Origin of the sequence: Actinophytocola sp., assembly GCF_050699935.1 — a bacterium.
In the GTDB taxonomy this organism is placed as follows: domain Bacteria; phylum Actinomycetota; class Actinomycetes; order Mycobacteriales; family Pseudonocardiaceae; genus Actinophytocola.
On the sequence record NZ_JBOHGB010000008.1, the window covers coordinates 48,806 to 61,517 of the forward strand.

Consider the following 12,712-nt stretch of genomic DNA (forward strand, 5'->3'; position numbering starts at 1 on the left):
TCGGTAGGAGCGCACGCGTGGCCGCCGCCCGTGTGGGAGGGGCGCTACAGCGTGGACGACACCTCAGCGGGTGTCAAACCCCCAAAAAGCGCGGGGGTTTGACACCCGCTGCGCTGTAGTCCCTTGCGGTTGCGCCCTCCCACACTCGACCAGCGGCCACGCCAACAGCGTGCTGAGGGTCGAGCGGCAGATCGAGGCCGCGAAATCCGGGATGGGCATTCCTCCACGCTCCACGGAAGGACATGCCACCGATGACCACCATGCTTTCCCACTCGCGCTGGACCAACACTCGGTTCGAGCTGATGGATCCCCGCACGATCCTGCTGGACAAGAACGCGCGCACCATCGAGGACATCAAACGCGAGAACCCCGACCTCGTCGACAGCGTCGGCAAGCACGGGGTGCTTCAGCCGGCCGTCGTACACCCGATCACGGACGGCGTGCGCATGCACGATGGGCACCAGCGCGCCCTCGCCCTCATCGAGCACATCGACGAGGACGTTCCGAAGGGCGCCGCCGAGGCACTGGTCATGCCGGTGATCATCACGGACCTGACCGACGAGTCCGACCACGCGTGGCTGCGCGAGATGTGGATCTTCAACGAGCAGCGCAAGGGGTTCTCGGCGATCGAGAAGGTCGAGATCCTCGAGCAGATGGCCCTCGACGGCCTCGGCGACGAGGAGATCGCCGCTCAGCTCAGCATCCCCGCCGAAATGGTCAGGGCCGGCCGTCGTGTGCACGCGAACGCGATGGCCCGCAATGCTCTCGCGGAGAACCGTCAGCTGTCCTTCGAGCAGGCTGACGCGTTCGCCGAGTTCGGCGACGACCCGGACGCCTGCGACCGTCTCAACACGACCCTTGCCGAGGACCCGGACACGTTCGACCACACCGTGTCGGAGCTGCAGCAGGAACGTGCCACGCGCATCGCCCGGGACGAGCTGATCGAGAAGCTGCGTGCGGACAACGTGCACATTCTCGAGGACCACGAAGTCGCATCCTCCCAGCGGCTCGCGGACCTGTTCGAGGACAAGGAACGGAAGAGTCGGCTTTCCAACGACCTCGACGCGCACAAGGCATGCTCTGGGCACTCGGCCCGTGTGATCACGGCCTACTACGACAGTGAGCCCCGCGTTCAGTATTGGTGCCGCCACTGGGAGATCCGAGGCCACGTTCGCTCCGCGGCTGCGGGGAGCGGTTCGTACAGTTCGGGAGCGCGCAAGGGCAAGCGGAGCGCAGCCGAGAAGGCCGAGCACAACCGGGTCGTTCGGAACAACAAGAAGTGGCTCGCCGCGATCCCTGTCCGGCGCAAGAAGCTCGCCGAGCTGCTCGCGGCGGACGAGCTGCCAGCGCGCGTTCAGCACCACATCGCTCTCGCCACGTACAACGGCGCGATCGAGCACACCCCGAAGGGCAAGGCACTCGCCTACGAGCTCCTGGGGTTCACGACCAAGCGCGGCAAGCAGGCCAAGCTCGCCACGAAGCTGCGGCGCGCCACCGCCGACCGTGCGACGATGATCAATCTCGCGTTCCTGCTGGCCGCGTTCGAGGTCACCTACGACCTCGCGTACGCGAAGAACACCTGGCGCGGACCGACGAACAACGACCGCATCTACTTCCAGCTGCTGGTCGACCTGTGGGGAACGAAGATTCCGAAGAACATCGCCGAACAGCTGGTTCTCGACCCCGACGCGGACAAGAAGGACTGGCCGCACCTCCAGGCCGCCGCACCCGCAGCCCCCGAACCGGACACCGCCGCAGACACAGACGACGAACAAGACGAGCCACTCGACTCCAGCGCGACGGACCTTGTCCACGACGAGGACGAGTCGTCAACCGATGACCTGGACGACGATGTCCTCGCGGACGCCGACCTGGACGACACCGACCTTGATGTCGCCGAGATGACGGACGACCCGGTCGCTGCCTGACGCCGCAGCCTTTCACGCCAGCAACAGACGGCTGGTGCGTATGCCACGTGCCTTCGGTGTGCGCACCAGCCGTCGCCGTTACACCACCTCACTCCCTCACTCCGTCGATTCGTCGCCGACGACCGCGTGCGACATCGCCACTGGAGACCCTCATGAGTCACATCTATGCCTTCATGACCGGAACACGGTCAGAATTCACCGGCGACCAGCGCGACAGCCACGGTTGGGTTGACCCCACGCAGGGCCGTACCTCGTTCTGGGAATCCCGCAACGACATCCGTCCGGTCGTTGACTGGGCGGAAACCGTTGTGGCGCCGTACTACGACTCCTACGACGAGATGGTTCGGGACTACGTACTCGCCGCCCTCAGCGAGCTGTCGCCCGGATTCGAAGACCACGGTGACGGAACCTACGCCGCGACGGAACCCGAGCCGTCCCCTTGCGAAGACGACCCCGGGTTCTACACCTACGAAATCCACTTTGTACGGAAGTGGTGTGGGTCTGACGGGTGGACCGAGACGCCCTGGTGCCCCTGCACAGACGGCGGCGTCCGCCTATGAGCGCCTTTTCGGTGTCCACTCGTAACATCACACGAGTTTTTCGTGCTGCGACTCCCGTTGATCGCGCCGTAGGACAGGGCTGGTATGCCTCGGCGCACCAGATCGCGGTAGCGCTCGACCCTGCCGATCCCGCTCGGGCCGCAGCGGTGATCGCTGTCCTGTCGCCGTTGCTGTCCTGGCCGCGGAACGTTGCGGAAGCCCGCAACCTCTACTCCGGACAGCCAGTACGGACTCTCGGATCCAACGCGCGCAAGGCCCGCAGGATTCTCGCTGGCGTCGACCCCGAGTCCATCGTCAGTGGTCCAAAGGTTCGCGCGTTTTGGAAGACGATCGCTGATCCTGCCGAGCCAGCAGCGGTCGTGGTCGACCGGCACGCGATCGACATCGCGGCGGGCCGAGTGCTTGGCGACAAGCTTCGGAGCACTCACCTGCGCCGAGCCGGAGCCTACGACGAGGTGGCCGACAAGTACCGCCGCGCCGCTCAACGCCTCTCGGCCGAACTCGGTCTGCGCGTCACACCCGCAGAAGTCCAGGCAACCACCTGGATCTACTGGCGACGCGAACATGCAGTCGCATACCACCGATGAAAGGCAATCCCATGCCCGAGATCTACGTCGCGTCGCTCGCGGACTACAACTGCGGAATCCTCCACGGCATCTGGATATCGCTGGACGGGTCAACAGATCTCGACGACGTTGCCGCCCAAGTTGCCCGGATGCTGGCGGAGTCGCCCGCGGTCAGAAGCGGACTTTCCTGCGTGGCGGAAGACTACGCGATCCACGACCACGAGGGGTTCGACGGCTACACGCTCCACGAGTACACCTCACTGTCCCGGGTTGTCGCCGTTGCCGCGGCTATCGCCGAGCACGGTGCCGCGTTCGCGTTATTCCTCAACGATCGCGGCGACGACTCTGTCGAGGAATCAGTCACCGACTTCACAGACCGGCTGTGCGGGGTCTGGGACAACGAAGTGGACTTTGCGTGGTCCGAGTTCGAGGAACTGTTCCCCGACTCCTATCAACACACGGCGTCGTGCGACTGGGTTCGATTCGACCCCGAAGCGTACGTCCGCGCCCACCAGATGGACGGCTACGAGTTCATCGACTCAGCGCGCGGCACCACAGTTCTCGCACCCGATCGCTAACGCGCCTTCGACGACGGTGGCGAACCACCACATCCCACAACGAATGGGAGGACCCGTGTCCAGCACGGTCGTTGACTCGGTCCCGCAGGGCACCGCCATGGCCAACGCCATCTCCGCGCAAGGATCGCTTCGCACGAACTATCAGAGCCCGCGCCCTGCATGCGGTACCCCGTGTGGTGTGCAACCCGCGTTGTCCGCGACCGCCGCGGCGGCCGGGTTGGACTGGGAGGCCCACGACGTTGTCGTGGTCGGCAACTCAGGCGGAAAGGACTCTGCTCTGTGCCTGGACACGGTCTGCCGGCAGGCAGATGCCGCTGGTGCGTTGCACAAGGTTCGGGTGCTGCACTGCGACCTCGGCTCAACGCCCAATGGCCACCTGGTCGAGTGGCCGGGCGCTGAAGACGTCGCACGTCGCCAGGCCACGCGGTACGGGGTGCCCTTCGCGGTCCGCCGCAGCTCTCGGTGGCCTAGCCTGTTCGACCGGATCCTCTCGCGAGGCAGGTGGCCGGGCCACTTCGCGCGCTACTGCACCAGCGAGTTGAAGACAGCCGTCGGGCGGGACTACATCGATGAACTCGCCCACGCCATGGGACTTGGCCGTCCTATCCGCGTCGGTTACGCGCTCGGGATGCGTGCCGAGGAGTCCACCGCCCGCGCCAAGAAGCCCATTCTCGAGCGCCATCGCATGACCGCGACGACGAAGCGGATCGTGGATACCTGGCTGCCCATCCACCACCTGACCGAGACGCAGGTCTGGTCAACGATCCACGCCCAGTCCCTTCTCTACCACCCGGCCTACGACCAGGGCATGCGCCGAAATATTGACCGGACTACGGCGCGACACACCCGCGTGTCGGCCCTGGTGACGAGCGTGCGCTCGATAGGACTCATGCAGCCGAGTTGGAGGAGGCTGTATGAACTTGCAGATCGGGGACGAGCGCGAGGTTGACGCGATACGGCTCCCGCAGTGGGGGTGGGTCGCCCCGACGCCCGATGCTGTTGTGCCGTTCGCGGTGCTCGACGCGGCCGGGCGGCCAGTCGAGCCCATCCGGCTGTTCCTGCGTGATTTCGTTGCCCGCGGGCGGCGAGCCGGCAGTGTCCGCAGCTACTCGTACGCGCTGTTGCGCTGGTGGCGGTGGCTGATAGTCATCGAGGTGGAATGGGACCGAGCTACCTCGGCCGAGGTCCGTGAGTTCGTGCTGTGGTTGCAGCGCACCACCAAGCCCCGCCGGTCGGCGCGCACCAAGTCGGCGGCCACCGCGGGCACGGTCAACCCGATCACCCGCAAGACATACCTGGACGACCGCTATCAGCCTCGTACGGTCCGGCACAGCAACGCGGTACTGCGCACCTTCTACGAGTTCTGGATCGAGCGCGGCGAGGGCCCGCTGGTCAACCCGGTGCCGCAGGAACGCACGAACGGGCGGCGACCGAACGCGCACCACAACCCGCTGGAGCCGTTCCGGCCGCAGGGCAAGCTGCGGTACAACCCGCCGGTCCCCAAACGCCGGCCACGGGTGATCTCCGACCAACGCTGGGACGAGCTGTTCGCGGCACTTCGGTCGGATCGCGACCGGGCCATCGTCGCGATCGTGATCAGCAACGGCATCCGCGCGGCCGAGCTGTTGGGCATCCGCAGCGCGGACCTGGACTGGGGTGAGCAGCTGGTGCGAGTGCGACGCAAGGGCACCGGCGCCGAGCAGTGGCTCCCCGCCAGCGCCGACGCCTTCGTTTGGTTGCGCCTCGTCCTCGACCAAGCCGGCGAGATAGGCCCGAGCGACCCGATCTGGTGGACACTGCGTCGCCGACGCCGCTCCAGCGGCTCGCTTGGCCGGCAGCCGTTGAACTACGACGCGCTACGCGCGGTGTTCCGGCGTTTGAACGAGGTGCTCGGCACGAACTACTCGATGCACGACCTCCGCCATACCTGTGCGCTGCGGATGCTGCGCGACAAGAACCTCTCCGTGCGCGACGTCCAGGAGATCCTTGGCCACGCCCACCTGTCCACCACCCAGACCTACCTCGAAGAAGACCCCGAAGTGGTGATCAGCCGCGTGCACCAACACCTGGCCGACCGCCAGCGCCGCAACGTCGTGCCGCCGGTCCCGGCGGCGGCGTCCGCGACGGCCTACAACCCCGACGACCTCGCGGTGTTGTTCGGAGGACCGCGATGACCACCACCAATGCGCCGCTCGCCGAGCCAGCCCGATTCGGGCATTTCCGGGCGCCGGAGGCCCCGGCGTCCGAGGTGCAGCGGGTCGGCTCGCTCGACACCGTGCCCGCCGCGGAGCTGCTGCGGTTGCTGCCCACGCTGTCGACGTGGCCGGCGCCCGGCACGACGAAGGCACGGGCCGGGGCCTACGGTGCCAGGCTGGTGTTGGGCTGGCTGGAGACCATGACCGCCGCCGGCTGGCAGGCCCGGTGGCTGGCCAGCGGCGCCGATCAGGAGGGCAAGGGCTGGATCGACGCCCTGGTCGCCAGCCAGACCCCCCGGTCTCCGGCCGTAGTGCGCGACGAGATCACGGCTGGGCTGGCCGGGCTGCTGCTATGCCGGGTGATGTTGCCGAGCTACGACTTCCTGGTCGGCTACGGCGCGATGAACCTGTTCCGCAACGTGCGCCGCGAACTCACACCCGAGGTGTTCGACCGGGCGGAGGCCGCCGCCCGCCAGAGAGGGATGGCCGGGCGGCAGGTCGCCGAGGTCCTCACCGTCTTGTCCAAGATCGTCCTGCACACCGGCAAGTACGTCGACCAGATCAGCGCCGAGGACATCATGGTGTTCCGGGCCTGGAATATCAGCCGCTACTCCCGGCACAAGAGCGGCTTGCACGGGGCCTGGGACGTGCTGCGCGACATTGGTGTGCTCGACGCCGACGCCACGCTGCGGGCCACCCTGCGCCTGGGCCAGCCGACGATCGACGAGCTGGTCGACCGGCGCCAGATCCGCTGCCGCTCGGTGCGCGACGTGCTGGTGCGTTACCTGTCCGAGCGGGCACCTAGCCTGGATTTCAGCTCACTGCGGCAACTCGCCGCGACCCTGGCCGGGACGTTCTGGGCCGACATCGAACACCACCATCCCGGTATCGACACCCTCGACTTGCCCACCGAGATCGCCGACGCCTGGAAACACCGCCTGACCTACGTAACCAAGAAAGGCGTCGCCGGCCGGGAACGCAAGGGACGCCTGGAGGTCCTCTCCCGGGTGCGCACGTTCTACCTCGACATCCAGGAGTGGGCCCACGAAGACGCTACGTGGGCGCCGTGGGCGGTGCGCAGCCCGATCCGCCGCAGCGAGACCGAAGGGATCGCCAAGCAGAACCGGGCTCGGACCGCTGCGGTGCACCAGCGCATCCGGGAACGCCTGCCCCACCTGCCCGTCCTGGTCGACACAGCCGAACGGCATCGCGCCTACATGGCCGGCCTACTGGCCGCCGCCCGCGCCACCCCGATCGGCCAGACATTCGACCATGACGACACCCGCTACCGGCGCACCGCCTACAAATGGGACGGCCACCGCAGTGCCACCCAACACGGCCCGGACGCCGTCCTGGTGGAGAACACCGGCACCGGCGAGACGAGTGAGCTGCTCCGCGCCGAAGAGGACGCCTTCTGGTCCTGGGCGGTTATCGAAGTGCTGCGCCACACCGGGGTCCGGGTCGAGGAACTGCTGGAGATCACCCACCTCGCGCCGGTGTCCTACCGGCTGCCCGAGACCGGCGAAGTCGTCCCGTTGCTGCAGATCGTGCCGTCCAAGAGCAACGAGGAGCGGCTGCTCCTAGTCACCCCGGAGCTGGCCAGCGTGCTCGCCACCGTCATCCACCGCATCCGGGCCGCCGACGGCCAGGTGCCGCTGGCCGCCCGCTACGACCCACACGAGCGCGTCACCGGGCCGCTGCTGCCGCACCTGTTCCAACGCAAGATCGGCTGGCGCCGCGAGATCATCAGCACCAGGGTCCTCTATCGCCTGCTCAACGACAGCCTGCTCCGCGCAGAATTGACCGACCGCGTCGGCCAACCGCTGCGCTACACCCCACACGACTTCCGCAGAATCTTCGCCACCGACGCCGTCACCGGCGGACTCCCGGTGCACATCGCCGCCAAGATCCTCGGCCATCACAACTTGTCCACCACACATTCCTACCTGGCTGTCTTCCAGGCCGAACTGATCCAGTCCTACCGCGCCTACCTGGACAACCGACGCGCTTACCGCCCCACCGCCGAGTACCGCGAACCGACCGAAGAGGAGTGGACCGAGTTCCAGAAGCACTTCGAGCTACGCAAGGTTGAACTCGGCACGTGCGGGCGACCCTACGGAACCCCTTGCGCGCACGAGCACGCCTGTGTCCGCTGCCCCATGCTGCGGGTATCGCCCGCCCAGCGGGCCCGACTCGTCGAGATCGCCCACAACCTCGCGGACCGGATCAACGAGGCCCGCGCCAACGGTTGGCTCGGCGAAGTGCAAGGTCTGCAGGTGAGCCTGGAGGCCGCCCGCAAGAAGCTCGCGTCGCTGGACCGGCTGGCACGCAATCACGCTGTCGCAGGGCCAGTCGAGATCGGGATGCCCGCCATCGGGCGCACGTGAACAGCGAACTCCCGGGCAGGTTGGCCCTGGGGGATGATGGCGCCATGGTTGCTCTTCGGTCCCGGCGGCTCGAAACCCTGTTCGGCGCTCACCTCAGCGAGCTGCGCGCTGCGCACATCCACTCGCTGGTCGAGTCGAGCACGCAGGAATCGTTCGATCTTGAGTTCAAGGGCGAGCCCTACGGCCGCGGAGACTCCGACCGACGTGCGCTCGCCGGCGACGTCGCCGCGCTGGCCAACACCGCCGGCGGCCTGATCCTCATCGGCGTGACAGAGGATGCCCAGTCCCGCGCCGAGGACGACCCCGGAGCGGAACTGTCCGGCGCTGAAGTACGGCGGATCGAGCAGGTCGTGGCCAGCCTGGTCGCCCCGGTTCCGGTGTTCGACGTCTGGCAGGTGGTCAAGGAGCCCCATCCGAACGCACCAGCCGGCAGCCCGCCCGCCGACGGCACCCAGGGCTTCATCTTGATCGCCGTGGCCCGCGGCACGCAGTATCCACACGCCGTCCTGGTCAACGACGGTCTGCGATTCCCCAAGCGCAACGGCTCAACCACCCGATACCTGTCCGAGCCCGAGGTCGCCGCGGCCTATCGGGACCGGCTCGCCGGCTGGGAGCAGCGGGCCCGACGGGTTACCGAGATCGAGCAGGACGCTCTCGCCCGTCTCGACACCACTGACCAGGACCCATGGGTGGTGGTCACCCTCGTCCCCGACCAGCCCGGCGAGTTCGTCATCACCCAGGCCGCCTACTCCGCCTTCCAACGCGAACTCAGGACCACCCCGGTGCGGCTTTTCACGACCGGCACGACCTTCACCCGGTTCGCCACCGGGCGACGCCGGCTGCTCGCCGACGGGACGCACAACAACCCACTCGCCCGCTATGGATCACTCGAACTGCACACCGACGGCTCCGGCGTCTACGCGGTGAACGTCCATGACCTATCCCGCGGACGGTCGTGGGAAACACCGAACGACGAAACCCCCCGAGTACGGTTGATAAGCGACGACGCGCTCACAGTCGGTCTGGTGTCCGGGCTGCTCTATCTCGCCCGGCACGCCCAAGACCGGGCCGCCGCAGGCGGGGGTGTACTGGTCCGAGCCCAACTGCACCCCGTCTCCGACCAGCAGCCTATCCAGATCGGACACCGGACACCCTTCAACGACCCCCGAAGCCCGCAGGCGCTCACTACAGCCCCACCGCCGGCCGAGACAGCCGCCGCACTCGACGACCTCATCCAACCCGGACCAGAACTCCTCGCCACAGCTTGCCGGCTGGTCGACGAGATCGGACAAGCCTTCGGCATCCCGGAAATGGGCCAACTCACCACCACCGGCGAACTACGGCAACGCCACTGGGACGAAGACTTCGGAAGCCTCATGATCCCCTGGGCCAAACAACACGGCATCACCGTCACCGAAGACGTGATCAAGATCGAGTAACTGAGGTCGCTCGTAGTATCCGCCGAATTTCGGGCGGTATACCCTGACCTGTGATAACTCGCCTGCCGGAGCGGTCTCGTCGTGACCGGCTGTGGGCGATGACGGTGCCGCCGGTGGGTGCCGTGATGGCGATCGGCTCGTCCGTGCTCCAGTAGCCTGCTGATCGTCCTTGGGGGCTGGAGGTTGTTGTTGGCCACGCGGGTGTTCGCCGACGAGGAACTGGAGCGCCTTCAGGAGTTCCCCGGGATCGGGCGGGACGAGCTGTTCCGGCACTTCACCCTCACCGACGCCGACCGCGCGTCAGGCGGGTGCACCCGGGTCGGGTGCGGTCGTCCCACTTGTCGAGGGCCTCGCGTAGTCGCAGGGCTCGGTCGGGGTCGAGGTCTGCGCGGTGCGCGCGCCGTCGACGCGTTCCTGGACTCTCCGAAGATCAACGGCAACGTGAACACGCGGCGCGCCTACGCTGGCGTGCTGGATCGGGCTGCCGAGCTGCTCGACCCGGACCGCGCGTTGGCCGCGCGGCCAACCAGCAAGACGTGCTCACCATGCTCACACCCGTGGTCGCTGACGCCCTCGGCTAACACCACCCGGTTACCACCACCAAGATCGCCACACAGGCTGGCGCTTCCTGGAATCGCTACGTCCCAGGCGATCACTCACCGCCACAATCAGGACGAACCCGCGATAGTTGAATAGGCGATGTCACCAGTCTCCGGTCGGTGTCCAGGCGCGGGTCGCGGTCCGCCGCCTGGACCACTGCGGTCGGTCACTGTGGCCCTTCAAACCAGCCCTCGGTGGTCCGCGTCGCGACGCTGCCCTCGATGGACTTCAGCACCTCGGTGAACCGTTCGGGCAGGCCGTGGCCATAGGCAGCGGAGTGCAGCCACCGCAACACGTCGGTTAGTTGCCACGCCCCGCCGCCTGACTCGACCTCGGCCGCCACCTCGACCACCCGTCGTGCCAGCAGCACGCGGTCCTCGGGCCGGGCGTTCCCGGCGTGCAGCGCGAGGCGGAGCAACTCGGCGAACCGCTCGGCGTAGGGCGAGGCGTGCGTGTTCTGGAAGTCCGCGACGACGGTGTCCACCGGCTTGTGGATAAACGTTGTAGGCCCGTTGAAGGTGAAATTCTCCACGGTGGCGTGCGAGATCACCACGCGACGGCCGGTGAACTCCGTGGCGCGCAAGGTGTCCTTCACTGCCGACACCCGGCCCAGCGCCTCGCGGTCGGCCCAGGACGCGGACGCCGCCAACGCCCGCAACGCCTCGGCGCCGCGCAGACCGGCCTCCAGCGGAACGCTGTGGTAGAGCTGGTAGAGCTCGGTGACCGCCTCTGTGCGGTCGACCGGTGACTTGCCGCCCGCCGCGCGCTGGATCGTGCCGAACAGCTCCCGCAGCGAAGCCGGGTCGGCGGACTCGATCGGGAACACGATCGTGCGGTCGTCGGCGCCGCCGAACAGCACGAGGCACGGGAACAGCTCCGGGGCGACGCCGAGCTCGCGGGCGACGTCGTACAGGCCGCTCTTGTCGTACGGCGCCCGGCGCAGCCAGCGCAGCGCGGCCAGCGGGCGCAGCAGTTCCGGCTCCAGGTGCTGCCGCCAGTACTTCAGCGCACGCCGCAAGTCCGGCGGGCGTTCCACCACGAAGACGCGCAACAACGGGCCGGACAAGGTGTTCAGCTCGTTGAAGTGCAGGCGCACGTACGTCGCGAGCGCGGCGTCCTCCTCGGTGTAGAGCAGCGCGCCCCACAGCCGCGGCCAGGCCGCCACCTCCACCGCCGCAGCGACGTCGAGGGCGTCGAACAACGCCTCCGGACGGCCGAGCGGCATCATCATGTAGCCCGTGGTGGTCGGCACCTCGGCCTTGACCAGGACCAGGTCGTCCGGCTCCACGGCATCGGCCAGCCGGGCCTCGTCCGGGAGGTTCTCGCCGAGCAGGTCCTCGACCATGGTCCGGGCCACCTCCCACCCGTCCGCGGCCGACGCGTCGAGCGCGCGCCGGGCGAACTCGGCGACCGTCGTGTCCGGCTCGACGTCCAGCCCGATCAGCGTCGACCCGAACCGCTGCACGACGGCGGGCCAGTCGGCGCCGTCGACCAGTGCGTACGCCGCCTCGTGCCCGAGCGAGCCACTGATCTCGGCCCAGTCGCCGACCCACACGATCGCGTTCAGCCGCACCCACGTCCCTCCTCGTGCTGTCGCGGTGTCAGGCGAACATCGAAGAGACGCTGTCCACGATCGTGGACGCGGGCGCGGCGATGTCTGCGGCCCGCGACACGATCCGGCTGATCGCGCCGAGCTTCGACTCGACCGCGGCAGGCTCGTCGGTGTCCGCCGCTGCGGCGGTCTCGTCGATCAGGCGGGCGGTGTCCTCGCGTTCCGCGTCGCTCAGGTCGCGACTGGACAGCACCAGCTCCATCAGCCGGGCGAGCTGCTCGCCGTGCGCCGAGGCGTGGGTGTTCTGGAAGTCCCGGATGACGGTGTCCACCGGCTTGTTGATGAACGTCGTCGGACCGTGGAAGTGGAAGTTCTCGGTCATTCGCTGTCCCCCTTGCCCGGAAGGATAGCGAAGGTCAACGGCCAGCCGTTCGAGCGCCGATCCGCCAGCACGTCCTGGAGATGCGCCCCCGTCGTCACGGACGCCCTCGGCTACCACCCGGTCACCGCGACCAGGCTCGCCAACCAGGCGGGCGCCACCTGGAGCCGATACGTCCCCCCGGCGATCACACGCAGCCACCGTCAGGCGAATCCGCGACCGTTGAATACGCGACCTCACCCGTCGTCGACCCCTACCTGGAGCGATGAAGATCAACTTCTAGTCCGGTAAAGGCTGTCCTGCCGCTTCTGCCCTCTCGCAGCCAGGAACGACTTGGTCCAGTCCGCACGGCTGAACCCCGACCTGGCGCAGGAGTATGCGGACGCCGAAACCCGCATGGGCGAGCCCTTCAAGAAGAACCTGCCTATGCGCAGCATCATCGAACTCGCGCGGCAACGCTGATTGGGCCTACGCCTGGGCCTTGAGGCACATGGGCGATCGCGCGTCCGCCCGCAGGGTGTGGGGCGC

The 12,712-nt window shown here is 67.7% G+C and carries 11 protein-coding genes; 9 read left to right on the forward strand and 2 right to left on the reverse strand.

Annotation, left to right across the window (positions count from 1 at the left end):
* Positions 1 to 251: 251 nt before the first annotated feature.
* From ACRDTB_RS05350 to ACRDTB_RS05385, 8 genes are all read left to right on the forward strand, one after another.
* Entirely contained in the window at positions 252 to 1,928 is a 1,677-nt protein-coding gene (locus tag ACRDTB_RS05350) for a ParB/RepB/Spo0J family partition protein (RefSeq protein ID WP_431428819.1), read from the forward strand.
* 152 nt (positions 1,929 to 2,080) lie between these two features.
* Entirely contained in the window at positions 2,081 to 2,488 is a 408-nt protein-coding gene (locus ACRDTB_RS05355; RefSeq protein ID WP_431428820.1) for a hypothetical protein, read from the forward strand.
* Positions 2,485 to 3,075, forward strand: coding sequence for a DUF7178 family protein (locus tag ACRDTB_RS05360; RefSeq protein ID WP_431428821.1), 591 nt, complete (start codon positions 2,485 to 2,487; stop codon positions 3,073 to 3,075). The genes ACRDTB_RS05355 and ACRDTB_RS05360 overlap by 4 nt, the downstream gene beginning before the upstream one ends.
* An 11-nt stretch (positions 3,076 to 3,086) precedes the next feature.
* Positions 3,087 to 3,632, forward strand: coding sequence for an antirestriction protein ArdA (locus tag ACRDTB_RS05365; RefSeq protein ID WP_431428822.1), 546 nt, complete (start codon positions 3,087 to 3,089; stop codon positions 3,630 to 3,632).
* A 55-nt stretch (positions 3,633 to 3,687) separates the two neighbouring features.
* The gene (locus ACRDTB_RS05370; RefSeq protein WP_431428823.1) at positions 3,688 to 4,581 is read left to right on the forward strand and encodes a phosphoadenosine phosphosulfate reductase family protein; all 894 of its coding nucleotides are present in this window, start codon (positions 3,688 to 3,690) and stop codon (positions 4,579 to 4,581) included.
* Positions 4,547 to 5,806: a tyrosine-type recombinase/integrase gene (locus ACRDTB_RS05375; protein ID WP_431428824.1), complete on the forward strand. Its 1,260-nt coding sequence runs from the start codon at positions 4,547 to 4,549 to the stop codon at positions 5,804 to 5,806. The genes ACRDTB_RS05370 and ACRDTB_RS05375 overlap by 35 nt, the downstream gene beginning before the upstream one ends.
* A gap of 200 nt (positions 5,807 to 6,006) precedes the next feature.
* Complete coding sequence (locus ACRDTB_RS05380; RefSeq protein ID WP_431428889.1) at positions 6,007 to 8,214, forward strand: tyrosine-type recombinase/integrase; 2,208 nt, start codon at positions 6,007 to 6,009, stop codon at positions 8,212 to 8,214.
* Positions 8,215 to 8,258: 44 nt separating this feature from the next.
* Complete coding sequence (locus ACRDTB_RS05385) at positions 8,259 to 9,653, forward strand: AlbA family DNA-binding domain-containing protein (RefSeq protein WP_431428825.1); 1,395 nt, start codon at positions 8,259 to 8,261, stop codon at positions 9,651 to 9,653.
* A gap of 766 nt (positions 9,654 to 10,419) precedes the next feature.
* Here ACRDTB_RS05385 and ACRDTB_RS05390 read toward each other — a convergent pair.
* Together ACRDTB_RS05390 and ACRDTB_RS05395 are read right to left on the reverse strand one after the other, a co-directional pair.
* A complete protein-coding gene (locus ACRDTB_RS05390; protein WP_431428826.1) occupies positions 10,420 to 11,826 on the reverse strand; it encodes a hypothetical protein in 1,407 nt (468 codons plus the stop codon).
* Positions 11,827 to 11,854: 28 nt separating this feature from the next.
* Entirely contained in the window at positions 11,855 to 12,187 is a 333-nt protein-coding gene (locus ACRDTB_RS05395) for a hypothetical protein (RefSeq protein ID WP_431428827.1), read from the reverse strand.
* Positions 12,188 to 12,517: 330 nt separating this feature from the next.
* Between ACRDTB_RS05395 and ACRDTB_RS05400 the strand changes: the two genes are divergently transcribed.
* Positions 12,518 to 12,646 (forward strand): hypothetical protein, encoded by a 129-nt coding sequence (locus ACRDTB_RS05400; RefSeq protein WP_431428828.1) that lies wholly within the window; start codon positions 12,518 to 12,520, stop codon positions 12,644 to 12,646.
* Positions 12,647 to 12,712 lie beyond the last annotated feature (66 nt).